Here is a 24,798-nt window from a genome sequence, read left to right as displayed (position 1 = left end):
CCATCAAATAAACACATGAAAAAAACAGATTTTATGACTATGACAGCAGCCATGATGCTCGCCACATCGGCCTGTGTAGGTCCTGAAAAAGCCGCACAGACAGATGGCCCCATCATCGGCAAACAGGAGGTTACGGTAAAAGACGGCCGTATGACCCCTGAAACACTCTGGGCCATGGGACGCATCGGAAGTTCCTGTGTATCGCCCGATGGCAAACGCATTGCCTACACGGTGTCTTACTACAGTGTGAAAGAAAACAAGAGCCACCTGGTAATCTACGTAATGAATGCCGACGGTTCAGACAACCAGTTGCTCACCACTACAGCTGCCAGCGAAGGAGAACCTGCATGGATTAAGAACGGCAGCAAGCTTGCTTTCCTGGCACCCGATGCCGACGGTAACAGCCAGATTTGGGAAATGAATCCCGACGGCAGCGAACGCGTACAGCTTTCTTCATTTGCCGGGGGAATCGACGGATTCAAGTTCTCACCCGACGAGAGCAAGGTGCTCTTCATCTCACAGGTGAAATACGGCGAACGCACCGTCGACAAGTATCCTGACCTGGACAAGGCCAGTGGAATGGTGATAGACGACCTGATGTACAAGCACTGGGATGAATGGGTACAGACCGTACCGCATCCGTTCGTGGCTCCATTTGCCGGAAATAAAGTGGGCGAAACAACCGACATCCTGGCCGGCGAACCCTACGAATCGCCGATGAAGCCTTTCGGTGGCATCGAACAGCTTACCTGGAGTCCTGACTCCAAATCCATCGCATATACCTGCCGCAAGAAAACCGGACTGGAATATGCTATTTCTACCGATTCGGACATTTACCTGTATAATCTGGAAACCAAGCAGACCCGCAATCTCTGCAAGGAAGACTCTACCGACAAGAACATGGGTTACGACACGAACCCGCAGTTCTCCCCCGACGGCGGATTCATTGCCTGGCAAAGTATGGAACGCGACGGATACGAAAGCGACCGCAACCGCCTTTGCGTAATGGATTTGAAAAACGGCAAAAAGACTTACGTTACAGAAGCCTTCCAGTCGGGCGTAGACAGCTACTGCTGGGCTCCGGACAACCAGACACTCTATTTCACCGGTGTATGGCATGCCACCAGCATGATTCACCGTACAAACCTGAAGGGTGAAGTGGAACAGCTTACAGAAGGCATGTACGACTATGCTTCTGTAGAAATGCTGGGCGACGGGCAGCTTCTCACCAAGCGCCACTCTATCAGCGAAGCTGACGAGCTGTTCACCGTCAACCTGGACAAGGATAACGAGGTAACCCGCATCACGCAGGAAAACGACCACATCTTCAAGCAGCTGAAGTTAGGTAAAGTAGAAGCCCGCTGGACAAAGACCGTCGACGGTAAAGACATGCTCTCGTGGGTAATCTACCCGGTAGACTTCGACCCGAACAAGAAATACCCCACCCTGCTGTTCTGCGAAGGTGGTCCGCAAAGCCCCGTGAGCCAGTTCTGGAGCTACCGCTGGAACTTCCAGATTATGGCTGCCAACGATTACATCATCATCGCTCCCAACCGCCGCGGTCTGCCGGGATTCGGCATGGAATGGCTGGAAGAAATCAGCACCAACTACGGCGGACACTGCATGGACGACTACCTGACTGCCATCGACGACATTGCCAAAGAACCGTACGTAGACAAAGACCGCCTGGGCTGCGTAGGTGCCAGCTTCGGAGGATATTCAGTGTACTGGCTGGCCGGACACCACAACAAGCGTTTCAAGGCCTTCATCGCACACGACGGATTCTTCAACATGGAGCAGCAGTATCTCGAAACCGAAGAACTCTGGTTCACCAACTGGGATTTGGGTGGCCCGTACTGGGACAAGAACAATCCAGCTGTAAAGCGTAGCTATGCCAACTCTCCTCACCTGTTTGTCGACAAATGGGATACTCCTATCCTCTGCATCCACGGCGAGAAAGACTACCGCATCTTGGCCTCACAAGGTATGGCCGCATTCAACGCTGCCAAACTGAGAGGCATTCCTGCCGAACTGCTGATTTTCCCGGACGAAAACCACTGGGTATTGAAACCTCAGAACGGTATTTTGTGGCAACGCACTTTCTTCAACTGGCTTGACCGCTGGCTGAAGCCACAGAAATAAGTCACGCACATCCGGACGCCTTAAAAAAAGATTTTTCTATTCCATTGAATTTCAAACGATTTTAAAAATCTTCGAAAAATTCTTACAAAAAAAGAGCGTCCGGATTTGCATATTAAAATAAAAAGCCATACCTTTGCATCGCTTTTGAGAAAGACACTTCGGGGTGTAGCGCAGTCCGGTTAGCGCACCTGCTTTGGGAGCAGGGGGTCGTGGGTTCGAATCCCGCTACCCCGACAGAAGTCAAAAAAGTAAAAGTTATTACATTGTCCGGGGTGTAGCGCAGTCCGGTTAGCGCACCTGCTTTGGGAGCAGGGGGTCGTGGGTTCGAATCCCGCTACCCCGACAAGAAGAAAGGCAACTTATCCAACACGATGAGTTGCCTTTCTTCTTTTATTGTATTTTCCCTCAAAAAGAGCCCCCTCAAACGGCTTTCAAAAACGCCTAAGCGTTTGCTTTCAAACGCAAGTGCATTTAAAGTAAAACGTCCTTGCGTTTTACCTAAAACGTAAAGGCGTTTAAGTTAAAACGTAAAGGCGTTTAAGTTAAAACGCAAAGGCGTTTTTTCAACCCTGTTTTAAAGTTTTTTACAACGACCTATATTCCGTTGATTTTCTGAAAGAAACACACATCCTGATAAGAAGTGCCTACCCGTATCCAGTCCTTCAGGATACCACATTCGGTATAGCCTGCCGAAGTGAACAGCTTCCGGCTGGCTACATTCCCCACCGGCACATAGGCATACAATTGCCGGAGACCCAACAAGGAAAAACAATGCGATTCCAGGAGAGAAAGTGCCGTCTGCGCCACCCCCTGCCCCCGCAAGTCTTTCCGCACTACAATTCCTACCTCCGCCCGGTTGTGACGTGCATCAAAGGAAAACACATCCACAATACCGGCCACTCCCTGGCCCTCGCACACTATCATCAACCGAAGTTGCCCGTCGGCATACAAGTCATTCTGACTCTCGGCGATGTAGCGTTTCATCTGATAGCGGGAATAAGGGCCCGTAGCCGTACCCAGTTCCCAAAGTGCCGCATCGTTCTCAAAAGAGAGCATCACCTCCAAATCTTCCGGCTCGGGTGCGCGGAGACTGATATTTCCCTGTTTCATGACATGTTCATTTTTCCGGTTCGTCTTTCTGTAAATCAAGTTCCCGCATCAGGCGGCCACGTCCCGGCACACAAAACAATGAAGCTACCAACAGCATGCCCATGCACAACAGACTGGTAACATCGAGCGTGGTATAGTACACCGTCAGATTGAACAGCGCCGGAGCCAGCAGCATAGCCAGACGGATTTCACACCAGCGGCGGTAGCTCACCAATGCTTCGGGCAAAGACAACTGACGGACATAGCGTGTCAGCGAAAGGCTGAACATGCGCAGCGACAAGGGTATCAGACACACCGTCAGCAAGATGCCGACAGTCTGCAAGATATATTCTGCCTGCGCATCGCCCACCATACTCCCCTGAGGCAACACATCCGTTTCATACAACACACACCCTGCCACGACCAGTATCCAGAACAAGGCAAATTCCGCTTCCAGCACATGGAGCAGACGAGTCATTCTTTTTTCCATTTCTTTCTATCTTTAAAGGGTTCCGGTAAACGCCACGCGGTTCACGATGGAACGTCCCAGCGTCACCTCATCCGTATATTGCAATTCATCACCGATGGAGATTCCACGGGCAATGACGGTTATCTTCACATCGCAGCTCGCCAGTTTGCGGAAAATGTAGAAGTTGGTGGTATCTCCTTCCATCGTAGAACTCAGCGCCAAGATTACCTCCTTGACAGTGCCTTCTTTCACACGGTTTACCAGGCTTTCAATCTCCAAATCGGAAGGTCCGATGCCATCCATGGGCGAAATCACCCCTCCCAGCACATGATACAGCCCGCGATACTGCTGGGTGTTCTCTACCGCCATCACATCGCGTATATTCTCTACCACACACACTGTGCTCACGTCGCGCGACGGATTGGAGCAGATGCGGCACACATCCGTATCGGAAATGTTGTGACACACCTTACAATATTTCACCTCTTTCTTCAAGGTAGAAATGGCACTGCTGAAAGCCTCTACCGTGGCCGTGTCCTGACGCAGCAAGTGCAGTACCAGCCGCATGGCTGTTTTCCGTCCAATGCCGGGAAGCTTGGCAAACTCCCCCACCGCTTTTTCCAGTAAAACTGAAGGATATTGTTGATTCATGCTTATCGTTTCTTTAATACGAATGGCAAAAATACGGATAAAACAAGAACCGGCCTCCATTTCGCGGAGATTATTTTCAAGGAAGTCTTCCACCGAATCCCGTTTTTATATTACCTTTGCATAAAACAACTCACAGATATAACCTATGGATATAACCAGCGCAGAGTTCGTCGTAAGTAACTCACGGGCCGACATGTGCCCTCAGACTCATCTTCCGGAATATGCCTTCATCGGGCGCTCCAACGTGGGAAAATCCAGTCTCATCAACATGCTGACCAAGAATCCCAAACTGGCCATGACTTCGGCCACACCGGGAAAAACCTTGCTTATCAACCATTTCCTCATCAACAAAGAATGGTATCTGGTAGACCTTCCGGGCTACGGCTATGCCCAGCGGGGAAAAAAGATGATGGAGAAAATCCAGAAGCTTATTGAATACTACGTGCTGGAACGGAAACAGATGACCTGCCTGTTCGTCCTCATCGACAGCCGGTTGGAACCGCAGCGCATCGACCTGGAATTCATCGAGTGGTTAGGAGAAAACGGCATCCCCTTCGCCCTGATTTTCACCAAAGCCGACAAGCAGAGTGTGGGAAAGACGAAGGCCAGCGTAAACCGTTTCCTGAACACACTGAAAGAACAATGGGAAGAGCTGCCTCCGCATTTCATCTCGTCTTCGGAGAACAAGACCGGACGACAGGAAATCCTCAACTACATAGAACAAGTAAACCGTTCGCTCAAAGAGCAGGCAGAATAAAAAATATCCTCCAGACTGTTTGGGTGAAAATCGCAGTCTGGAGGATATTTTTTCATTATAGTTTCCCGCTCAACGAGAGAAAACGATGCTTCCTTCCTTGCTCACATCCAGCCGGACATTATAACAAGCCGCCCCGTCAGGGATGCAAAGTGTAGCCACGTAACGATAACCTTTTTCATCCACCTTCACAAAGTCCATATCGCTCAGAATGGCGTTGTTCAGAAAATCGGCAGGTACCACGCGGGCAAACATTTCCTTATTTATATCTTTGGAGAACAAACGTTCCTTCCCCTTGTACACGCAGATATGGATGATATTGTCATAGTAGATATTTTCCACCGGAAGACCTTCTTCATTGATACTGACAAGGGTCACCCGCTTCTTGGTCGGGTTGATGTACGCATAACCTCTGTAGCGCTCTCCTCCATGGAAAATAACCGAGTCTTTTTCAAACACCTCGTTCTCTACCACCTTCACCGGAACCACCGTACCAAACGACAACGTATCCGATTCGGCCTTATGCAGGCTCACCGTCTCGCCCACCGACGTGCGGTAACGCAGGCTGTACGACAAGCATTCTTCTATGAAATAATGAATGGGCTGGGCACTGTACACCGTTATCGTGTCATTGTGCACCGAAAAAGGCATCGGGGCATTAATCTGGCTGGCATAATAAATGCTGTCGCCTTGAATTTTGAATAAAGGTGCCTCCGTGTTGTCATCCAGCCAGATGCCTTGCAGCCGTTGTATGACTTCCTGATTTTCATCCTGCTTTTCTGCTCCGTGCTGCTGGGGAGACAGACATCCTGCCAGCATTCCTAATCCCCCAAGGAGCATTCCCAAGCCCATTTTTTTCATGCGTAAATGAATTTCTACATTTCCTCCGGCAAAAATACGAATAAAAAGTGACAAAAACAGAAAATGCAGCAAAGTTATTGGCAGATAACCGGCCATTTCACAAGTGGGTTTAGAGAAAAAGAAGGTTGTTCACCAGCCTGTCGAAACAAGATACAGGCTCCCGGAAAAATTGCTCGAAAAACAAAAAAAATATTCTGAATAACAAATACTTCCTATTTTGCACATGAATCAACATTTTTATCAGAAAAAGTGAAATTTATATAGATTATTTTTATTATTTTACATTCCAGAAAATTTTAAATTGTATTAGAATTAGTAAAATAGATAAAAGCATGAGCAGAAAAATCACTTTTCTTACCCTGTTTCTGTGGCTGACGGCAGTCACTTTTCCTGTCATTGCGCAGCAGAAAGCAGACACGACCTACACCTTCCGCTTCGTGCCAAGGGAAGACATGTTCTACGTGCCTTGGAATGGCAATGACACGGAACTTGCCCGCCTGTTGGAATGTATCGAAAGCAACAAAGCCACAATTCTTGACGGCAAGCTGCCGCTTTATGTCGATGGCTACTGCAACTCATTAGGCAGTGAAACCGAGAACCTTGCCACGGCAAAGATCCGTGCCAACCGTGTGAAATCCGAACTGATTATACGTGCGGAAATAAAAGAGGAGAATTTCATTACCCGCAACCATGCGACTGAAGGTGATTTCGTCACCGTGCGCATGACGGTACCGGTAAAGGAAACAGCCGCGACGGATGCGGAAGCGGAAGCACGACGCAAGGCGGAAGCTGAACGACTGGAAGCCGAGAAGCGTGCCGAACAGGAACGGCTTGCCGAAGAGCAGCGCAAGGCGGAAGAAGCCCGACCCAATACTCTTGCCGACACGCCGTCGGAAACCAAAACACCAACTGATTATCATCTCTCCCTGCGTGCCAACCTGCTGCGCTGGGCTACCCTGACACCCGATTTAGGGCTTGAATGGCGCATCTGCCCATCGTGGGGCATTGCCGTAAACGGCTCGTGGACTTCATGGAGCTGGAGCGACAAAGACCGCCGATATGCCCTTTGGGAAGTGGCTCCGGAAATGCGTTACTATATAGGCGAGAAGAAAGCCTGGTATCTGGGTGCTATGTTCAAGGCCGGACAGTTCAACTACAAGCTCTCCGAAACAGGCAAGCAGGGCGACCTGATGGGTGGCGGCATCACTACCGGCTACCGGCTGCGGCTGAACAAGGCATTAGATCTTGATTTCAACCTCGGTCTGGGCTACCTGAATGCCGACTATGAGAAATATGAAGTCATTGACGGTGTGCGAGTACGCCGCGGCAACGAGACAAAGGACTGGTGGGGCCCCATCAATGCCGGTGTGACATTGGTATGGAAAATTAAATGAAGAATTAAGAATGAAGAATGAAAGACTGAACTGACGGTCAACAGGGTTAACCCTATAATATTTGTTCTTTTGTTCTTATGTCTAAAAAAATATAATATGAAAGCAAGACAATATATAAATATGATGGGAATGGCAGCCGCCGTGCTGCTCTCTTCCTGCGTGAAGGACACGCTTTATGACACGCCGCACCCCGACAAGGGAGCTGTCACCATCAGCCTGACGGGACTGTCGGCAGACGATAACTATGTACTCGACATGGACGGGAAGGTGGCCGACATTACAGGCTCGCCATTCACCAATCCCGACCTGCTCAATCCGGGAACACACAGTATGGTAATCTATAACCGTGCGGAAGGTTTCACTTTCGACGGACGAATGGCACGGGTCAATGCCCCTGATGGCAAGAGCCGTGCGGACGGTGCATCCGTAATCCCCCTGCCGGACTATCTGAAGACCGTCAGTCAGGAGATAACCGTAACAGCTGACGACACGCTGCGTGTCAACCCTGTTCCGCAGCAGCGTGTACGTGACCTGCAACTGGAACTGGAAGTGACGCAGGGACGCCCCGAACTGATACAGAGCGTGACCGCCACCCTCAGCGGCATAGCCGGAATTTTTGATATGGAGAAGGGACAGACCATCGGCGAACCGACCTCCACGGTCTTCTCCTTCACCCGTGACGGCAGCAAGCTCACGGCCGACGCCCGCCTGCTGGGTACGATGGGAGACGTGCAGGCGCTGGTGCTGGACATCGTCTTTACCGATGGCGGACGCACACAGCGCACGGAGGTCGACCTGACGGAAGCCCTTGCGGACTTTAACGGCGATATGACCACCGCCTACCGTGTGACCGGGACACTGGAAACCCCCGTCGGCATGGAAGAAGGCAAGGGCGAAATTACCGGATGGGAAACGGTAGAAGGTGGTGATGCCAGTGCGGAAATGTAAGACAATGAAGAATTAATAATTAAGAATGAATAAGATGAAGACAAGATTTTTTGCTTTCGCAGCGCTGGCATTGACACTTGCCGCCTGCAACAACGACAATGAGAACCTGAATGACGGCCCGGTAGCCGCCCTGTTTATCGCCGACATTACGCCCGCAACCCGCGTCAATTCGGAAGGAACCGACTGGACCGACGGCGACCGCATCGGCGTCACCGGCGCAGGCTTCACCAACGTGCCCTACAAGAGAGAGAACGGTAAGTTCGTGACCGACGGTACGACCATCTATTTCAATGACACTGAAACGCATACCTTCCATGCCTACTATCCGTATCAGTCTGACGGCGGAACGGTGACCGTCAGCACCGCAGCCGACAAGCAGGGCGCGGACATCGACTTCCTCTTTGCCTCGGGAGCCACAGGCGACACCCACAACCCGACGGTGAGCTTCACCGGCGACCATGCGTTCCACCACTGCATGAGTCTCATCAAGTTCACCTTCAAGGCAGGCGATGGTCTCAGTTTCAACGAAACGGAACCTGCCGGCTACACGTTGGAGGGGCTGAAGCACGAAGGCACATTCGACACGGCTACCGGCACGACTGCCGTAACCGCAGCCTCCGAATCGCCGATTACCATGCAGCTGGGCGGTGCCACCACTTCGCAAGTCATCATTCTCCCGCAGGAAGTGACCTCCTCTCTTAACCTTAAAGTGTCTTACAACGGACAGAGCTACAACGCCCAACTGAAACTGCCTGCTACACCCACAGCCAATTTCTACACAGCAGGCTATGCCTACACCTACAACATAACGCTCAACAATAAGGACATCGAGGTGAGCGACCCCACAATTAACCCGTGGGAATCCGGAGATTCGAACGATGCAAGTGCAGAGTTGTAATCCCCGCACACCGCTGCCCCGGCGCAAGCGTCAAGCCGGAGCTGCCCATAGACAGAATGGTGCGACGGCCGCCTTCGCAGGCGGCAGCACTAAACGGAAACAAATAAAAAGACAACCCGATATGAAGAAAAGACATTCCATCCATCTGCTTCTTGCCGCAGCCGCCCTGCTCCTTGCCATGGCTGCCTGCACGAAGGACGAACTGGCGGACGGCAACCGTCTGCCCGAAGGACAATACCCCCTTGAGATAGCCCGCATCACCCTCGGAGTGGAGGGCGGCGAGGCACAGCCCTGGGGCACACCGCAGACGCGCGTCAGCGAGATTGCGGACGGCACGGGTAGCGTGTTCGACGCGGGCGACCTGTTCGCCGTACAGATAGACGGCAAGGACGAGGTCGGCATCTACACCGTGCAGGACGACCACACCGCCAAAGCCGAAACACCCCTGTACTGGAGCGACACCGGCGAACATACCGTCACCGCCTGGTACCCCGCAAAGAGTGGCACCATCGACCTCGGCAACCAGAGCCAAAGTCTTGCCTACCTGCTGTACGCCACGGGCACGGGAGACTACCAGACACCCGTCACGCTGACCTTTGCCCACCAACTGGCCAAGGTGCGCGTCACGCCTTCGGACGATGCACTCGACCAGGTGCAGAGCCTCCAGCTCTATACCTATACACAGTGTACTTATGAAAAAGGTGAGGTAGTGCAAGGCTCGCAAGAGGGCTGGATAGAGATGAAGCCGTGCGAATATACCGAAAACGGCGCAACCATCAACTGCTGGGAGGCGAACGTGGTGCCCGACTACACGATAACCAAGCTGCGGGCGAACGGCACCGAGGAGCGCACTCTCTCCTCTGCCATCACCCCCGTGGCGGGTAAGTTCTACAACATCACGCTGGACTATGACCCGGGCTATACCACCACGACCGACGACCAGGGACAGACCATCTACAACACGGACAACGAGAAGGGTCTGAAGAACCTCGCCAAGCTGGTGAACGAAGAGGGGAAGACCGACATCGACATCACCCTGACCGGCAACATCACCCTGACCGGGGAGTGGACGCCGATAGGCACTGAAAGCCAACCATACACCGGCACCTTCGACGGCGGCGGCAAATATACCATCACGGGGCTGAAGATTGACCAATCGGGAACGGACTATGTAGGACTGATTGGCCGTCTCGGCAGCGGAGGCACGGTGCAGGACGTAACGCTGACAGAAGTGAACGTAACAGGTGGCACGTTCGTCGGCGGCATTGCGGGACAGAACGACGGCACTGTAGAGAATTGCTCGGTCAATGGCACGGTGACAGGTAGAGGGTTCACCGATACCGGCGGCATCGTGGGAACGAATTATGGCACCATCTCCGGCTGCTCGGCGGAAGGGACTGTGACGGGTAGTGTCAATGTCGGCGGAATAGCCGGAGGCAGCTATCTCGGGGCAACCATCGTGGGCTGCTACTCCTCCGCCGCAGTCGAAGGCAGCTCCACCGTCGGCGGCGTGGTGGGCAACTTGGGAAACAACTGCTCGCTCATAGCCTGCTACTCCACGGGCAACGTGACCGCCACATTGACTACCGGCTATGCCGGCGGCGTGGTGGGAGTTAATGCCCAAGGTTCCGTAACCGCCTGCTACCATGCCACGGGAACTGTCAGCGGACAAGGCAATGTCGGCGGCATTGTGGGTATGAACAACAATAGTGGCCAAACCACCGCCTGCTACTGGAGCAGCAACCCTGCTAATGGTATTGGCAAAATGGATAGCGGCACCAACGGCACCATCAAGGTGGACGGTACAACCGTCACCTGGCAGAATGCAGTTGATGCCATGAACGCCGCCTTGAACGGCTCAGAGTGGCGTTACGAACTCACCGGAGAGCTGCCTACCTTGAAGAAACAGTAAACCGTCGGGCGGGAAAAAGTTCCGCCCGTAACGGAATACAACCGAAGTATAACCACAATAAAGAAAGGAACTCCCATTCCGGGCGGGAGTATTGTGCCCGGTAACATCATACAGACACCGCAGCCCGCTACCGCAAGGTCAGTGGGCTGCACTTTAATAAGGAGAAAAGAATAATATAAAAAATGAGGTATACCGCATGAAACAGAAAACAATAGCAACCAGACACCTGCGCACCAAGATAGCGGCAGGATATGTGCTGATACTATTCGTCATTTTCGGCATCGTCTATATTGGGCTCAATGAACAGAACAGACAACAGGAATTGGAAGCTACTACCTACAAAATAAGAAGTCTCCGCAAGGATGTACACGAGGTATATATGAAGGTAGTGGATTTATCCATGATTGGTGAAACTGATGGCAGTGATATAAAATACTTCCACTTTTTTTGTGGATATATGGGAGAGATCTCTTATCTTTGCTACGTGAATAATAACACGGAAAGCAATGGAGATAAACTTTGATAAGGACTATTTGCGCCAATTGTACGAGGAAGGGAAAACGACGGACAAGAAACATCGTTTCCAGCCGAATATCGTGGCACGCTACCAGTTACGCATCAAAGTGCTGGAACAAGCAAGAAGCGTGGAAGAGCTTTACGTCATCCACTCGCTTCATTATGAAGTGTTGAAAGGTGACAAGGCTGGTATTTCCTCCATCCGTGTGAACGACCAGTACCGCATTGAGTTCACGGTAGAACAGGTCTCATCGGAAACGGTGGTGACCATCTGCAATATACTTGAATTATCAAACCATTATAAATAGAATAATTATGGGAAAATACATCTGTCAACGCCCTATACATCCGGGCGAACTGCTGAAGGAAGAGACCGAAGAACGCAAGCTCTCGCAGCGCAGATTGGCCGAGCAGATGGGCATCTCCTACAAGGTATTGAATGACATTCTCAACTGCCGCAGGCCGATTACTACGCAGACAGCGATGCTCTTCGAGGCAGCTTTGGGTATCAGTGCTTCGCTACTGATGCGGATGCAGCTTGATTGCAATATGCAGCAGGCGGCTGCAGACCCCTCTTTTATGGAGCGTCTGAAGCAGGTACGCAAGTATGCCGCCATGCTGTAACTCATGGTACACTGAAAGTTTCCCGTCCCACTTCTCCCGATAAAAGGGGAAGGTGGAACAGGTCTTTTGGAATAGTCTTGCAGATGAAATACGAAGATGCGCTTGCTTTTTTTATGATTCTGAAACTTATAAACTTATAAGTAATGGAGTTGCGGATATGCATTGCCTTAGCGATGAATATCTTGCCGATGAACTGCTGATGGAATGGAGAGAAATACATTCCATCAAATAAATATTGACATGAAAGGAGCACGTGATAGAACACACGGAGAATCCACCAATGGATTGTATCGACGGTTATTGAAAAGTGAGATAAGAGAATAAAAAACAGGAGCCTTCGGCAGTGCCGGGGGCTTCGTGCATTTACAATTGTCTCGATACAGGACACATGAATATATCAGACTACATGATAGAAAAAGAAGAGTTGGTTAAACCCCTATCGGTATAAAAAATACCCGTTGAAAGATACTCCACATAAGAGAAAAATGTATTATTTTTGCAATATGATTGAACTATCCAAACATATAGAAGTATTATTGCTGGAGAATGATTGTGTCATCGTTCCCGGCTTGGGAGGATTCATTGCCCATAAACGGCAGGCTGCATACTCCATCCAAAAAGGAGAATTCATGCCGCCCCTCCGCACCATTGGTTTCAATCCGCAACTGATAATGAACGATGGGCTGCTGGTACAGTCGTACATGCAAGCTTTTAACACCGACTTTCCCGATGCAACCCGCCGGATTGAAAAGACTGTGGCTGAAATAAAAGACCAATTGTACCAGCAGGGTCAGGTCACCCTGCACAACGTGGGTACAATCTATTATAACATGAACGGCGGCTATGCCTTTGAACCGGCAGCCGCATCTTTCTTCACTCCAAGTCTATACGGGCTGGAAAGTTTCACGCTTCCGCAGCTGCAGACATTGCCTGTGTCTTCTCCGAAGCCGTTGATTCCGGAAATACATGAAGCGGCAAGCAAACCGAAGAGACATTTCTCCTTGCGCCATTTCACGCGCAACGTAGTGGCCATAGCTGCAGCCGTATGCCTGTTCTTCGTGCTCTCCGTTCCGGTGGAAAACACGTACATGGACGATGCGAATTATGCTTCGCTGGGCTCAATCAGTATGTTTGATGCCATCCGCAACCAGTCGGTAGCCACCAGCATACAAACGACTCCGAAAGCAGCAGTTGCACAAAAGGCTGTAAAGAAACAGAAGAGCGAAAAGCGTGTCCGCAACAACGTAAACACGCTGAAACCGGTAGTTGTGAAGACAGAAAAGATTGCAGCCGCACCTGCAGCAAAAACAGCCGTAACCAAAACGGCTGCCACCAAAGCTGAAGCAAAAGCGACACAAAAGCCGAAACCGGCTTCCGCACAGCCTGCTGTAAGCAAGAAAACGGCCTACATCATCGTAGCCAGCCTGCCGACATCGGACGATGCCCAACGTGAACTGAAAAAATTCCAGCAGAAAGGATACAAGAATTGTCAGGTACTTGAATCGAACGGACGCTTCCGCATCGCACTGGATAGTTATGCCACTTCAGGCGAAGCTTACCAAAAAGTGCAGGCACTGCGTAATCAGGAAGAATTCAAGAGTGCCTGGGTATTCACTTCAAAATAAATACGCCCTTTTAAACAGAATGAAAAGAGTAAGATGCCCCAAATGTGACAACTTCATCCAGTTTGATGAAACCAAGTATGGAGAAGGACAGTCACTCGTTTTTATCTGTGACAACTGCAAGAAGCAGTTCAGCATCCGTATCGGAAAATCGAAACTGAATGCCGCCAACCGCAAGGAGGAAGTAATCGACGAGAAAGAAGGCATGCAGGATTTCGGCAACATACTGGCCGTGGAAAACGTATTTGCCTACAAGCAGGTACTTCCGCTGCATGAGGGAGATAACCTCATCGGCCGCCGATGCAAAGGTAATGACATCGACATCCCTATCGAAAGCAATGACCCAAGTCTGGACCGCCGGCATTGCTACATCAATGTCAAGAAGAACAAGCAAGGGAAAATCATTTATACCCTGCGCGATAACGACAGTATCACAGGAACTTTCCTGATGAATGAAATTTTAGGACCGAAAGACCAAATCCGCATTGAAGACGGAGCTATTATTACCTTGGGAGCTACGACCTTGATTCTAAGAGCTGCCGAGGGACAAACGGAAGAGTAAACCGCACACGGACTCTATAATTTTAGGATAACTAATAACTAACAAACCTTTTTATTTCGATTATGGCTTTTACAAACAACGTAATGATTGTCCGGCATAAATTGCTGGAAAACCTGGTTGCTTTATGGAAAGAAAATCAATTAGTAGAAAAAATTGACCGCATTCCTTTGGAAATCAGCCCTCGCCGCTCACAGCCGGTAGGACGCTGCTGTATCCACAAGGAACGTGCCGTTACTAAATATAAGTTGCTTCCGCTGCTGGGCTGGGATATGACCGATGAAACGGATGAGCTGACTCCGCTTTCTGAATATGCCCGCAAAGCATTGGAACGCAAGGAAAGAATCAAGGAAAATATTCTCTGTGTCATCGACGAAGCATGTTCTTCTTGTGTACAGGTGAACTACGAAGTAAGTAACCTTTGCCGGGGTTGTGTGGCAAGAAGCTGCTACATGAACTGTCCGAAAGGAGCTGTACACTTTAACAAGAAGACTGGTCAGGCACAGATTGACCACGACAAGTGTATCAGCTGTGGTATCTGCCACAAGAGCTGTCCGTATCACGCCATCGTCTACATTCCGGTGCCTTGTGAAGAAGCTTGTCCGGTGAAAGCCATCAGCAAGGACGAGCACTACATCGAACACATCGATGAAAGCAAGTGTATCTATTGTGGAAAATGTCTGAATGCCTGTCCGTTCGGAGCCATCTTCGAAATCTCTCAGGTATTCGATGTATTGGAAGCTATCCGTAAGGGAGAACAAGTAATTGCCATTCCGGCTCCGTCCGTATTGGGACAGTTCAAGGCTACCATCGAACAAGTGTACGGTGCATTGAAGGAGATTGGCTTTGCCGATGTGATTGAAGTGGCTGAAGGTGCCATGCACACTACCAGCAACGAAGCACACGAACTGCTGGAAAAACTGGAAGAAGGACAGAAATTCATGACTACTTCCTGCTGCCCGTCGTACATCGAACTGGTGAACAAGCATATTCCTGACATGAAGCCTTACGTATCAAGCACCGGTTCTCCGATGTATTACGCGGCTCGCATTGCTAAAAAGAAATACCCGAATGCGAAGGTAGTCTTCATCGGCCCGTGTATCGCCAAAAGAAAAGAAGCACAGCGCGACGAATGCGTAGATTACGTGCTGACATTCGAAGAACTTCACCCGATTTTCCGTGGCTTGGGTATTGAACTGGAACAGGCCAACCTGTACAAAGTGGCATACGAATCCGTATGTGAAGCACACGGATTCGCACAGGCAGGCGGTGTAGCCGGAGCAGTGAAAGCTTATTTAGGCCCGAAAGCCAACGGTATCAAGATCATGCAGTTCTCTGACTTCACGAAGAAGAATATCGGTGTACTCCGCGCTTACGCCAAGACCGGAAAAGTGGATGCACAGTTCATCGAAATGATGGCTTGCGAAGGTGGATGTGTAACCGGCCCGAGCGCACACAACGACCCTGTAGCTGGAAAACGCCAGTTGAACCAAGACTTGCTGAAACGTACCTTGAAGTACGAAAACAATAACCAGGAATAAACCCATGAGGGAACTTATTGAACGCCTTTACCGGGAGCAGACACTGGCTCCCGGTGAATTGCGTACCCTTCTGCTGGAGTGCCGGGGGGAAGACCTCGACTTTCTCATGCAAAAGGCACGTGCCGTAGCACAAAGCCATTTCGGAAACAGAATCTATATCCGTGGACTTATTGAAATAGGGAACTGTTGTCACAATGACTGTTTCTACTGCGGTATCCGAAAAAGTAACCGCCACCTGAAGCGATACCGACTGGATGCAGAAACTATTCTGGCCTGCTGCCGGCATGGATATGAGTTGGGATTCCGTACCTTCGTCCTGCAAGGAGGAGAAGATAACTACATGAACGATGACAGGGTAACGGAAGTGGTTACTGCCATACGAACCGAATTCCCCGATGTGGCCATCACCCTTTCACTCGGTGAACGCCCCACACTTTCCTACAAACGTTTTTTTCAGGCAGGTGCCAATCGCTATCTGTTGCGCCACGAAACGCACAACGAAGCACATTACCGCCGCTTGCACCCTGAAGACATGTCGCTGTCCAACCGTTTGCGTTGTCTGAACGATTTGAAACGCATCGGATTCCAGACGGGAACTGGCATCATGGTGGGAAGTCCGGGACAAACCGTCGACCACCTGGTAGAGGACATTCTTTTCATAGAACAGTTCCGTCCCCAGATGATTGGTATCGGTCCTTTCCTGCCTCATCATGACACTCCTTTCGCTTCCTGCCCACCCGGCAGTCTCACGCAGACACTCACGCTACTTTCCATCTTCCGGCTGATGCATCCGCAGGCATTGATTCCTTCTACCACCGCCCTGGCAAGCCTTACACCCGACGGGCGCGAGAAAGGTATACTGGCAGGTGCCAATGTAGTGATGCCCAACCTCTCTCCGGTAGAACAGCGAAAGAATTATGCCTTGTATGACAATAAAGCCTCGATGGGCTCAGAAGCTGCCGAAGGACTGCGTCTGCTGGCACAACGGCTGGCTGCCATTGGTTACGAAATAGATAAAAGCCGAGGAGATTATCCCGGCAAAACACTATAAATTACATTACAGCTATGTACAAGATTGATTCTCAAAAGGCAGAAGAATTTATCTGCCACGAAGAAATTCTCGATACCCTGGAATATGCCCAAAGTAAAAGCCAGGACAAGGAACTGATACGTTCCATCATTGAAAAGGCTCGCCTGTGCAAGGGACTTTCTCACCGCGAGGCTGCTGTACTATTGGAATGCAACGATCCGGAACTGGTGGAGGAAATCTACCGCCTGGCTCGTGAAATCAAGCAGAAATTCTATGGCAACCGCATCGTAATGTTTGCCCCACTCTACTTGTCAAACTATTGCGTAAACAGTTGTACTTACTGTCCTTACCACGTAAAGAACAAGACCATTGCCCGCAAGAAACTGACACAGGAAGACATCCGTCGTGAGGTCATCGCCCTGCAGGACATGGGGCACAAGCGTCTGGCACTGGAAGCAGGAGAAGATCCGATTCACAACCCTATCGAATACATTCTGGAGTCGATAAAGACTATCTATAGTATCAAGCACAAGAACGGAGCCATCCGTCGGGTAAACGTAAATATTGCTGCGACCACGGTAGAGAATTACCGTCGCCTGCACGAGGCCGGTATCGGTACCTACATTCTGTTCCAGGAAACGTACCACAAGGAGAATTACGAAAAGCTTCACCCCAGAGGTCCGAAGAGCAACTATGCCTACCATACGGAGGCCATGGACCGCGCCATGCAGGGAGGAATCGATGATGTAGGTATCGGTGTATTGTTCGGCCTGAACACCTACCGCTACGACTTCGTGGGACTGCTGATGCATGCCGAACATCTGGAAGCGACGTACGGTGTAGGCCCGCACACCATCAGCGTGCCCCGTATCTGCTCGGCCGACGACATTGACGCCTCGACCTTCGAGAACGCCATCTCCGACGAGATATTCCAGAAGATTGTAGCTGTCATCCGTATCAGTGTGCCTTATACGGGTATGATTATTTCTACACGTGAATCGCAGCGTTCACGCGAGAAGGTACTTGCACTCGGTGTGTCACAAATCAGCGGTGGTTCCCGCACCAGCGTGGGAGGCTATGCTACCGAAGAACTGCCGGAAGAAAATTCTGCTCAGTTTGATGTGAGTGACCACCGCAGCCTGGATGAAATCGTGGCCTGGCTGCTGAAACTGGGCTATATTCCCAGTTTCTGTACGGCCTGCTACCGTGAAGGACGTACGGGCGACCGTTTCATGTCGCTGGTCAAGACGGGCCAGATAGCCAACTGCTGTGCCCCCAATGCCTTGATGACGCTTCAGGAATACCTCTGCGACTACGCTTCGCCCGAAACACGCCGACTGGCTGAAGACATGATCCGCAAGCAGATGGAAGAGATTCCGAATCCCGCCATCCGCAAAAGAGCTTTGGAAAATCTGGAACGGATTGCCGAAGGAAAACGCGACTTCCGTTTCTAATGTGTGAACTTAAAGCCTGATTAAACATATGAACGATACTCCCCGTGCCAACCGGCTGCACATCGGTCTGTTTGGCAAAAGAAATGCCGGAAAATCATCACTGATCAATGCCCTGACGCATCAGGATACAGCCCTTGTGTCGGATATTCCCGGCACGACCACCGACCCGGTCTTTAAGGCCATGGAAATCCATGGTCTCGGTCCCTGCGTGTTCATCGACACAGCTGGTTTCGACGACGAAGGCGAGCTGGGCGAACTCCGCATCCGACAGACACAACGTGCACTGGAGAAAACCGACATCGCCCTGATGGTCTGTACCGACGAACGCCTGGACGAAGAGTTGCACTGGCAGCGCTTGTTGAAGGAAAAGAATGTGCCTGTTATCTGGATACTGAACAAATGTGACTTATTGTCCGATGCCGAACAGACCATGCGCCGCATCGAACAGCAATGCGGACAGGTTCCTCTGTTGGTGAGCACCCTCACCGGAAAAGGTCTGGACGACATTCTGCGCAGCCTGCGGAACAAGCTGCCAGATGAAACCATGGCACAAGGCATTGTAGGTCGGCTGGTAGAAGAAAACGATACCGTCATGCTGGTCATGCCACAGGACATCCAAGCCCCTAAAGGCCGCCTCATCCTGCCGCAGGTACAAACCATCCGCGAACTGCTGGACCGCAAATGCCTGGTGATGAGCTGTACCACTGACAAAATCGATGCCATGCTGGCCGCTTTGGCCCGTCCGCCGAAGCTGATTATTACCGACTCACAAGTGTTCCGCACGGTATATGACAAGAAACCGGCCGAAAGCCGGCTTACCTCCTTCTCCGTCCTCTTTGCCCAGTACAAAGGCGACATCGACTACTACATGAAAGGAGCCAATGCCATTGCCCAGCTCACACCGGAGTCACGGGTGCTGATTGCTGAAGCATGTACGCATGCTCCGCTGGCAGAAGACATCGGGCGAGTGAAAATCCCGAACATGCTCCGCAAGCGCATCGGTGAAGGCCTGCAAATCGACATCGTATCAGGCACGGACTTTCCGGAAGACCTGGCCTCGTACGACCTGATTATCCATTGCGGAGCCTGCATGTTCAACCGCAAGTATGTGCTGAACCGCATCGGCCAGGCCCGCACCCAGCAGGTTCCCATGACCAACTACGGAGTGACTATTGCTTACTTAGCAGGGATTTTGGATAAAATTGATTACTGATTTATGAAATGTGGCGCATACTTTCCTGCATGCGCCACATCCTTATTCCTTCTTTCTAATATCAAACTATCAACATACGATTTCCCGTTCAATGTCCTCAAAGCGGGGGAAAAGCAGATTGTTTTCCAGGTGGATATGCTCAAACAACGCATCCACAAACGCTTCCAGTTCCTGCATCAGCAGACGGTAGCTGGCACAGCCGTCCTGAGGTACGGAGAAGTGATTCGTCAACTGAATGATATGCAGGTAGCGGTTTCCTTCTCCCTCGTGTTCCATCTTCATCACCCGGATAGGATTCGCTATCGTACCGCAATGCATCGGGGCCATACGCTGTCCCTGTTCCTTTGCTGCGTACAATTCATAGAGATATGGGAACAACACGTTCTCTTCCTTCTGAAGATGCATTTCCAAGTCCTCCAATGATTCACCAATCAAGGCTTTCAACTCATGCAGTTCCGGATGCGCTTCCCCATGTACTCGTTCCACCTTCTCCAGCAACGCCAACAGTTCCGGTCCACGGGCACGAATTCCCCGATGATGTATCTTCAGAATGTAATCCATCAGCAGGTCCAGCGGCCACGAAGCAAACGAAATCCGTCCGTTACCAGCTTCACCCTGACGGAGCAAAGCCTGTTCCACTTCTTCTACAGCCAGCCCCAAATCGGCACAGGCCTTTTCCAGCATCACTTCGCCATGACAGCAGAAATCAATGCCATATTTCTTGAACACACTTGCCGCTGCAAAATCATCGGCCACAATTTGTCCCACACTCGTATACTTCCAGTCTATTGTCTTCATATTTAATTCGTTTTATTGATTACAGGTGCAAAGATAGGCCCTCGGGCAGAGAAACTTTGTCACATACGTGACACCAACTTATAATGAAAGTTAAACCTGCTTCTGCGAAAAAGAAGCGCACACCGTTTGCAGAAAAACACTAACTTTGCAGGCACGTAAAAAAACATTTGCACATGGAAACAAAAGAAATACCTATACTTCTGCTTACCGGATACCTGGGAAGCGGAAAAACAACCCTGCTCAATTACCTGCTGAGCAACCGCGAAGGCATCAAGTTTGCCGTCATTGTGAACGACATCGGCGAAATCAACATCGATGCGGAACTGATACAGAAAGGCGGCATCGTAGGCCAGAAAGAAGAGAGTCTGGTGGCTTTGCAGAACGGCTGCATCTGCTGTACCCTCCGTACTGACCTTATCGAGCAAATATTCGAGCTGATGAAAATGCAGCGCTTCGACTACATCGTCATCGAAGCCAGTGGTGTCTGCGAACCGGAACCGATTGCCCAGACCATCTGTTCCATTCCCCAGTTAGGCGGTGCCTACACCAAGTATGGAACCTGCCGCCTTGACAACATCGTGACCGTGGTCGATGCCCTCCGCCTGCAAAGCGAATTCGACGGTGGCAACGAACTTACCCGAAAGGACTTGGAAGAGGAAGATATTGCCAACCTGCTCATCCAGCAGATTGAGTTCTGTACCACCGTGCTACTGAACAAGGTATCGGAAGTCACTCCCGAAGAACGGGAGCGCATCAAAAGCATCATCCGTACCCTCCAGCCCCGTGCAGAAATCATTGAATGCGACTATGCCAAGGTAGACCTTGACAAGATTGTGGGTACCCGCCGTTTCGACTATGCACGGGTGGCCACTTCTGCCGGATGGATTCGTGAAATAGAACGCCCCGTATCCGAAGAAGAAGCGCATCCTCACCACGAAGCACATGAGCACCATGAGGAACACGAGCATCACCACGAAGAAGAGCACAATCATGCACACGCTCATGAACACTCACACGAAGGCTGCCACCATCACCACCATGAAGAAGGTGAAACGGAGGAATACGGCATCAGCAGTTTCGTGTATTATCGCCGCCCTGCCTTCGACATCCATAAGTTCGACCGCTTTGTCGCAACGAAATGGCCTCGCAACGTGATTCGTGCCAAGGGAGTATGCTACTTTGCCCACAACCGCGACATGTCGTTCCTGTTCGAACAGGCCGGACGACAGAAACAGATTTCAGAAGCCGGACTCTGGTATGCCACCCAGCCGGAAGAAGAAATCGTGGAACTGATGAAGCGCGAACCCGGTCTGCTGAGAGACTGGGATGAACACTATGGCGACCGCATGCAGAAGATTGTCTTCATCGGCCAGCACCTTGACAAGGAACAGCTCATCAAAGACCTGGATGCCTGTCTGGAATAAATCCGACGGCCATAAAAATAATGATGCCTTCCCGAGTCCATTCATTCCGTGACTCAGGAAGGCATCATGCTTTTATCTGCCCAAAGCCCGAAAGCCTTATTCCACCTCCGTGATATACTCCTTCACCGCATTATCGGCCGATTGCAAGTTTGTCTGCCGCAGCACCACCTGCCCCTCCTTTTTATTCTCCGGTAAACTGATGCCCGAAAGACGTACATCGCTTACCCTGTCGAAGACAAAAGCCGGACGGAAATCGTCTTCCTGCAACCGCAACTTAATATTGTGCATCTGAATCCCTTTCACATGGCGCACATAGAATCCCCATGAAGGCAGTTCCTCGAACATGGTAAATTCCGGGTATCCTTTTTCATTTTCCGGCACGTCTTTCAAGCGGCTCACCGACATATAAGCCATTCCGCGCGTAGCACGTCCCGGACACACAATCTCTATATTCTCCAGCTTCACGTTTTCAATATCATGCCCCGGAATGCCTGAGATAGAACTTGGGAACGGATTATGGAAAAACGTCACCGCCGGTCCGCGCAGGTCATAGTTGATGTCCGGACGACCGAAAGGAACCTCCACATATACATCCTTAATCGTTACATTCCGCAAATACCCCGGTTGCTCACCCGAACGGTGACCCAGACGGATAAAAATGGCATTTCCCGTATTGACCGCATGTACGTTAGACACCTGCACGTTTTCAATCTCCGCCCCGTCAACCGACTCAATGGCTATGGCTGAACGGAAAGTATCTTTAACCCGAATATTATCGATGGTCACATTCTTGAATCCACCCAACGATTCCGTACCAAACTTGATGGCACTGGCACTGCTGATGATGTGGCAGTTGGAGATGGATACCCGGTCATTCCATGCTCCCCGGTTATGCGACTTCAGGCAAATGCCATCGTCTGCCGAGTTGATAAAGCAGTTGGAGATACGCACATCCTTACAATCGCTGATGTCAATCCCGTCATTGTTCCAGTACGCCCTGTTTTCCACATGCAGACTATCAATCGTCAGGTCGGTACACAGAGAAAAAGAAAGTCCCCATGCCGCACCGCTCCGGAAATCAGTCTTCCGAAGCTCCACCTTCCGGCAATTACGCATAAAAAGCAACTTTGGTCGTGTGTTCGGCCGTTTACGATACGTATTATAGTGCTTGTCCACCAGTTCTCCCGTATGATGCAGGCTGTCAATCGTCAGGGCCAGTTCCCTACCCTGTCCGTCTATACACCCTTCTCCCGTAATGCCGATATTCTCTGCACCTTCCGCATAAATCAGCGCCTGGTCAAAGTGGTCATTGTTGACTTTCAGTTCCTTTTCGGTACTGAAGCCCGGATAATCATAAGGACTCGTACTTCCTAACAGCACCGCTTCCTTTTCCAGGTAAAGTGTCACATTCGATTTCAGTTGCAGGCTGCCGGTCAAATAACGTCCGGCAGGAAAGTACAATTGCCCGCCCCCTTTTGCATGAAGTGCATCAATAGCCGATTGCAAAGACTTTGTATTCAATGTTTTTCCGTCACCGACAGCTCCCTGCTGAAGCACGTTGTAATCTGTGGCAGCTATCGTACCTGCACATAAAAACAAGCCACATAAAATGAAGATAAATTGTTTTTTCATGGTATATTTAGTTATCTTTGACTACTTCAAACATTATCAATCACATATATACTATTATGTTTTTATCAAGTCCTTATTCTTTATAAAAATGACTTATAATCAATCTGTTATTTTCAACTTATTTGAAACAAATAATTTATATTCATCTGAATAATTATCTTTCTTGTAAATTATAACATCTGGCATCATATTACCTATAGAAATTTTAGGAAGCCGTAAACATTCAGAGTTACGTTTATAATGAATCCATTCATTTATCAAATATAAACTTTCTTCTGGCAGTTTTTTATTAATGACATTCAACAATTCTCCTTCAGCAACAAAATATGATGTTAACATCTTCTCTACAAGTAAAACATCTTTATGCGTTGCCTTTTTATTAATAATCGTTCCTACCCATATTTCATTAATACTTGAAAAATCATTTATATGATGATTCTTATCCTTTAATCTATCCGATAACAAATATCTTTCCGCTTTACCAATATAATAATGAATTTTTTTCTTTGAATATTTCTTTTTGCCACCTATCAAATATAGATTGAAAGTATTTTTTTGAGAAATTTCCCACGTTCTAAGTTGCTCAAATAAAAATGGACCATACCATCTAAGTATAAAAACTTTTTCCATATAATTATACGATATTCAATCATTACTAATCATTATCCTCATGGAATATACCTAATTGCCCCTCCACTTCCAAAAGGATAATCACTTACATCTTTATTCAAATAAGGTGAATCTGCTATTAAAGTACCATGAAAACAACAGCGTTCTTTACTAAAACGGACTTTTTTCTCTTCATCATAAAAAGTCCAATCATAACTATCAACCTTAATTACCGACCGTACAATTCCATGATATACCCCTAACACATAATCTATTTCAGCTGCACGAGATTTTGCTATTGCCCAATATTGACGAGTTTTCTCATAAATATTTATTCGTTGATAAACACCTTGAGCTTTTGCATCATCAAAACTTCTATTCAAACTTACCAACAACAAATGTTCATTGTTATTTATCTTAATTCGTTCACAATCATAGATTGCATTAATCTCATCAACGGTTTTAATACCTTCATCCCACTGATGATGTCCACTTACAATATTGGTTAGTATTTGTTCCGTATTAAATTTGGGATATGTAAGAAAATCTATAAGAACAGATTCTATTTGAAAAGCTTCCTTTTCAGAAAGTTTATGACGAAGTATATAATGAAGTGATTTAAACTTATGTATATCAATTAAAATGTTGTCAAACAGCG

Annotated in this window: 24 protein-coding genes and 2 tRNA genes; 18 read left to right on the top strand and 8 right to left on the bottom strand. The window is 49.4% G+C overall.

The genetic code is table 11. From position 1 onward, the window contains the following. Positions 1 to 15: 15 nt before the first annotated feature. The 3 genes from dpp5 (at position 16) to DXD04_RS13380 (ending at position 2,485) form a co-directional block, all read left to right on the top strand. Positions 16 to 2,142 carry a dipeptidyl-peptidase Dpp5 gene (gene dpp5 / locus DXD04_RS13390; protein WP_181977486.1) on the top strand — a complete coding sequence of 709 codons (2,127 nt, stop codon included), beginning with the start codon at positions 16 to 18 and terminating at the stop codon, positions 2,140 to 2,142. 159 nt (positions 2,143 to 2,301) lie between these two features. Further along, positions 2,302 to 2,376, top strand: a tRNA-Pro gene (locus DXD04_RS13385). Positions 2,377 to 2,410: 34 nt separating this feature from the next. Beyond that, positions 2,411 to 2,485, top strand: a tRNA-Pro gene (locus DXD04_RS13380). Between the two features lie 251 nt (positions 2,486 to 2,736). On the opposite strand, the gene DXD04_RS13375 is transcribed toward DXD04_RS13380, so the two are convergent. Genes DXD04_RS13375 through recR form a run of 3 tightly spaced genes read right to left on the bottom strand, consistent with a single transcriptional unit; the run spans position 2,737 to position 4,351 of the window. Beyond that, the gene (locus DXD04_RS13375; RefSeq protein ID WP_117673762.1) at positions 2,737 to 3,252 is read right to left on the bottom strand and encodes a GNAT family N-acetyltransferase; all 516 of its coding nucleotides are present in this window, start codon (positions 3,250 to 3,252) and stop codon (positions 2,737 to 2,739) included. A 7-nt stretch (positions 3,253 to 3,259) separates the two neighbouring features. Further along, entirely contained in the window at positions 3,260 to 3,721 is a 462-nt protein-coding gene (locus DXD04_RS13370; RefSeq protein WP_117673747.1) for a hypothetical protein, read from the bottom strand. A 12-nt stretch (positions 3,722 to 3,733) separates the two neighbouring features. After that, a complete protein-coding gene (gene recR / locus DXD04_RS13365) occupies positions 3,734 to 4,351 on the bottom strand; it encodes a recombination mediator RecR (protein ID WP_117673761.1) in 618 nt (205 codons plus the stop codon). A 145-nt stretch (positions 4,352 to 4,496) separates the two neighbouring features. On the opposite strand from recR, the gene yihA reads away from it, so the two are divergent. Beyond that, a complete protein-coding gene (gene yihA / locus DXD04_RS13360) occupies positions 4,497 to 5,108 on the top strand; it encodes a ribosome biogenesis GTP-binding protein YihA/YsxC (RefSeq protein WP_117673746.1) in 612 nt (203 codons plus the stop codon). A 69-nt stretch (positions 5,109 to 5,177) separates the two neighbouring features. On the opposite strand, the gene DXD04_RS13355 is transcribed toward yihA, so the two are convergent. After that, positions 5,178 to 5,966, bottom strand: coding sequence for a DUF4738 domain-containing protein (locus DXD04_RS13355; RefSeq protein WP_117673760.1), 789 nt, complete (start codon positions 5,964 to 5,966; stop codon positions 5,178 to 5,180). Between the two features lie 332 nt (positions 5,967 to 6,298). Between DXD04_RS13355 and DXD04_RS13350 the strand changes: the two genes are divergently transcribed. The 13 genes from DXD04_RS13350 (at position 6,299) to hydF (ending at position 19,677) form a co-directional block, all read left to right on the top strand. Then, a complete protein-coding gene (locus DXD04_RS13350; RefSeq protein WP_117673745.1) occupies positions 6,299 to 7,360 on the top strand; it encodes a DUF3575 domain-containing protein in 1,062 nt (353 codons plus the stop codon). Positions 7,361 to 7,456: 96 nt separating this feature from the next. Continuing rightward, positions 7,457 to 8,308, top strand: a complete 852-nt coding sequence (locus tag DXD04_RS13345; protein WP_259296083.1) for a hypothetical protein — start codon at positions 7,457 to 7,459, stop codon at positions 8,306 to 8,308. Positions 8,309 to 8,342: 34 nt separating this feature from the next. Then, on the top strand, positions 8,343 to 9,206 hold the full coding sequence (locus DXD04_RS13340; protein ID WP_117673758.1) for a fimbrillin family protein: 864 nt from the start codon (positions 8,343 to 8,345) through the stop codon (positions 9,204 to 9,206). 121 nt (positions 9,207 to 9,327) lie between these two features. After that, a complete protein-coding gene (locus DXD04_RS13335) occupies positions 9,328 to 11,118 on the top strand; it encodes a GLUG motif-containing protein (protein WP_117673757.1) in 1,791 nt (596 codons plus the stop codon). A 196-nt stretch (positions 11,119 to 11,314) separates the two neighbouring features. Beyond that, entirely contained in the window at positions 11,315 to 11,641 is a 327-nt protein-coding gene (locus tag DXD04_RS13330) for a CHASE3 domain-containing protein (RefSeq protein ID WP_117673744.1), read from the top strand. After that, on the top strand, positions 11,625 to 11,942 hold the full coding sequence (locus tag DXD04_RS13325) for a type II toxin-antitoxin system RelE/ParE family toxin (protein WP_117673743.1): 318 nt from the start codon (positions 11,625 to 11,627) through the stop codon (positions 11,940 to 11,942). Before DXD04_RS13330 ends, DXD04_RS13325 begins: the two co-directional genes overlap by 17 nt. 7 nt (positions 11,943 to 11,949) lie before the next feature. Next, positions 11,950 to 12,258, top strand: coding sequence for a HigA family addiction module antitoxin (locus tag DXD04_RS13320; protein WP_022163465.1), 309 nt, complete (start codon positions 11,950 to 11,952; stop codon positions 12,256 to 12,258). Positions 12,259 to 12,761: 503 nt separating this feature from the next. Next, positions 12,762 to 13,883 (top strand): HU domain-containing protein, encoded by a 1,122-nt coding sequence (locus DXD04_RS13315; protein WP_117673742.1) that lies wholly within the window; start codon positions 12,762 to 12,764, stop codon positions 13,881 to 13,883. Positions 13,884 to 13,902: 19 nt separating this feature from the next. Beyond that, positions 13,903 to 14,442, top strand: coding sequence for an FHA domain-containing protein (locus DXD04_RS13310; RefSeq protein ID WP_007560480.1), 540 nt, complete (start codon positions 13,903 to 13,905; stop codon positions 14,440 to 14,442). A gap of 62 nt (positions 14,443 to 14,504) precedes the next feature. After that, positions 14,505 to 15,980, top strand: a complete 1,476-nt coding sequence (locus DXD04_RS13305) for a 4Fe-4S dicluster domain-containing protein (RefSeq protein WP_117673741.1) — start codon at positions 14,505 to 14,507, stop codon at positions 15,978 to 15,980. 4 nt (positions 15,981 to 15,984) lie between these two features. Beyond that, positions 15,985 to 17,031: a [FeFe] hydrogenase H-cluster radical SAM maturase HydE gene (gene hydE / locus DXD04_RS13300; protein WP_117673740.1), complete on the top strand. Its 1,047-nt coding sequence runs from the start codon at positions 15,985 to 15,987 to the stop codon at positions 17,029 to 17,031. A 14-nt stretch (positions 17,032 to 17,045) separates the two neighbouring features. Next, entirely contained in the window at positions 17,046 to 18,464 is a 1,419-nt protein-coding gene (gene hydG / locus DXD04_RS13295) for a [FeFe] hydrogenase H-cluster radical SAM maturase HydG (RefSeq protein ID WP_117673739.1), read from the top strand. Positions 18,465 to 18,492: 28 nt separating this feature from the next. Continuing rightward, positions 18,493 to 19,677 (top strand): [FeFe] hydrogenase H-cluster maturation GTPase HydF, encoded by a 1,185-nt coding sequence (gene hydF / locus DXD04_RS13290; protein ID WP_117673738.1) that lies wholly within the window; start codon positions 18,493 to 18,495, stop codon positions 19,675 to 19,677. A gap of 69 nt (positions 19,678 to 19,746) precedes the next feature. Here the strand turns inward: hydF and ric are convergent, their stop codons facing one another. Beyond that, entirely contained in the window at positions 19,747 to 20,475 is a 729-nt protein-coding gene (ric, locus tag DXD04_RS13285; RefSeq protein ID WP_117673737.1) for an iron-sulfur cluster repair di-iron protein, read from the bottom strand. Between the two features lie 173 nt (positions 20,476 to 20,648). Here ric and DXD04_RS13280 point away from each other — a divergent pair, with 173 nt between their 5' ends. Then, entirely contained in the window at positions 20,649 to 21,899 is a 1,251-nt protein-coding gene (locus tag DXD04_RS13280; RefSeq protein ID WP_117673736.1) for a GTP-binding protein, read from the top strand. A 96-nt stretch (positions 21,900 to 21,995) separates the two neighbouring features. Here the strand turns inward: DXD04_RS13280 and DXD04_RS13275 are convergent, their stop codons facing one another. The 3 genes from DXD04_RS13275 to DXD04_RS16720 all read right to left on the bottom strand — a co-directional run. Then, a complete protein-coding gene (locus DXD04_RS13275) occupies positions 21,996 to 23,531 on the bottom strand; it encodes a glycoside hydrolase family 28 protein (protein ID WP_117673735.1) in 1,536 nt (511 codons plus the stop codon). Positions 23,532 to 23,630: 99 nt separating this feature from the next. Continuing rightward, positions 23,631 to 24,161 carry a hypothetical protein gene (locus DXD04_RS13270; RefSeq protein WP_117673734.1) on the bottom strand — a complete coding sequence of 177 codons (531 nt, stop codon included), beginning with the start codon at positions 24,159 to 24,161 and terminating at the stop codon, positions 23,631 to 23,633. A 38-nt stretch (positions 24,162 to 24,199) separates the two neighbouring features. After that, on the bottom strand, positions 24,200 to 24,798 hold a 599-nt coding region (locus DXD04_RS16720; protein ID WP_117673733.1), incomplete at its 5' end, for an endonuclease.

Origin of the sequence: Phocaeicola plebeius, assembly GCF_003437535.1 — a bacterium.
In the GTDB taxonomy this organism is placed as follows: domain Bacteria; phylum Bacteroidota; class Bacteroidia; order Bacteroidales; family Bacteroidaceae; genus Phocaeicola; species Phocaeicola plebeius_A.
This window is presented reverse-complemented; position numbering and strand designations above follow the sequence as displayed.

Excerpts from the sequence above, each read along its gene's own strand:
- recR (WP_117673761.1), bottom strand. The coding sequence starts at position 4,351 with ATGAATCAACAATATCCTTCAGTTTTACTGGAAAAAGCGGTGGGGGAG.
- yihA (WP_117673746.1), top strand. The coding sequence starts at position 4,497 with ATGGATATAACCAGCGCAGAGTTCGTCGTAAGTAACTCACGGGCCGAC.
- DXD04_RS13320 (WP_022163465.1), top strand. The coding sequence starts at position 11,950 with ATGGGAAAATACATCTGTCAACGCCCTATACATCCGGGCGAACTGCTG.
- DXD04_RS13305 (WP_117673741.1), top strand. The coding sequence starts at position 14,505 with ATGGCTTTTACAAACAACGTAATGATTGTCCGGCATAAATTGCTGGAA.
- ric (WP_117673737.1), bottom strand. The coding sequence starts at position 20,475 with ATGAAGACAATAGACTGGAAGTATACGAGTGTGGGACAAATTGTGGCC.
- DXD04_RS13355 (WP_117673760.1), bottom strand. The coding sequence starts at position 5,966 with ATGAAAAAAATGGGCTTGGGAATGCTCCTTGGGGGATTAGGAATGCTG.
- DXD04_RS13315 (WP_117673742.1), top strand. The coding sequence starts at position 12,762 with ATGATTGAACTATCCAAACATATAGAAGTATTATTGCTGGAGAATGAT.
- DXD04_RS13270 (WP_117673734.1), bottom strand. The coding sequence starts at position 24,161 with ATGGAAAAAGTTTTTATACTTAGATGGTATGGTCCATTTTTATTTGAG.
- DXD04_RS13325 (WP_117673743.1), top strand. The coding sequence starts at position 11,625 with ATGGAGATAAACTTTGATAAGGACTATTTGCGCCAATTGTACGAGGAA.
- DXD04_RS13375 (WP_117673762.1), bottom strand. The coding sequence starts at position 3,252 with ATGAAACAGGGAAATATCAGTCTCCGCGCACCCGAGCCGGAAGATTTG.
- hydE (WP_117673740.1), top strand. The coding sequence starts at position 15,985 with ATGAGGGAACTTATTGAACGCCTTTACCGGGAGCAGACACTGGCTCCC.
- hydF (WP_117673738.1), top strand. The coding sequence starts at position 18,493 with ATGAACGATACTCCCCGTGCCAACCGGCTGCACATCGGTCTGTTTGGC.
- DXD04_RS13350 (WP_117673745.1), top strand. The coding sequence starts at position 6,299 with ATGAGCAGAAAAATCACTTTTCTTACCCTGTTTCTGTGGCTGACGGCA.
- hydG (WP_117673739.1), top strand. The coding sequence starts at position 17,046 with ATGTACAAGATTGATTCTCAAAAGGCAGAAGAATTTATCTGCCACGAA.
- DXD04_RS13280 (WP_117673736.1), top strand. The coding sequence starts at position 20,649 with ATGGAAACAAAAGAAATACCTATACTTCTGCTTACCGGATACCTGGGA.
- DXD04_RS13330 (WP_117673744.1), top strand. The coding sequence starts at position 11,315 with ATGAAACAGAAAACAATAGCAACCAGACACCTGCGCACCAAGATAGCG.
- DXD04_RS13345 (WP_259296083.1), top strand. The coding sequence starts at position 7,457 with ATGAAAGCAAGACAATATATAAATATGATGGGAATGGCAGCCGCCGTG.
- DXD04_RS13335 (WP_117673757.1), top strand. The coding sequence starts at position 9,328 with ATGAAGAAAAGACATTCCATCCATCTGCTTCTTGCCGCAGCCGCCCTG.
- DXD04_RS13370 (WP_117673747.1), bottom strand. The coding sequence starts at position 3,721 with ATGGAAAAAAGAATGACTCGTCTGCTCCATGTGCTGGAAGCGGAATTT.
- DXD04_RS13340 (WP_117673758.1), top strand. The coding sequence starts at position 8,343 with ATGAAGACAAGATTTTTTGCTTTCGCAGCGCTGGCATTGACACTTGCC.
- DXD04_RS13310 (WP_007560480.1), top strand. The coding sequence starts at position 13,903 with ATGAAAAGAGTAAGATGCCCCAAATGTGACAACTTCATCCAGTTTGAT.
- DXD04_RS13275 (WP_117673735.1), bottom strand. The coding sequence starts at position 23,531 with ATGAAAAAACAATTTATCTTCATTTTATGTGGCTTGTTTTTATGTGCA.
- dpp5 (WP_181977486.1), top strand. The coding sequence starts at position 16 with ATGAAAAAAACAGATTTTATGACTATGACAGCAGCCATGATGCTCGCC.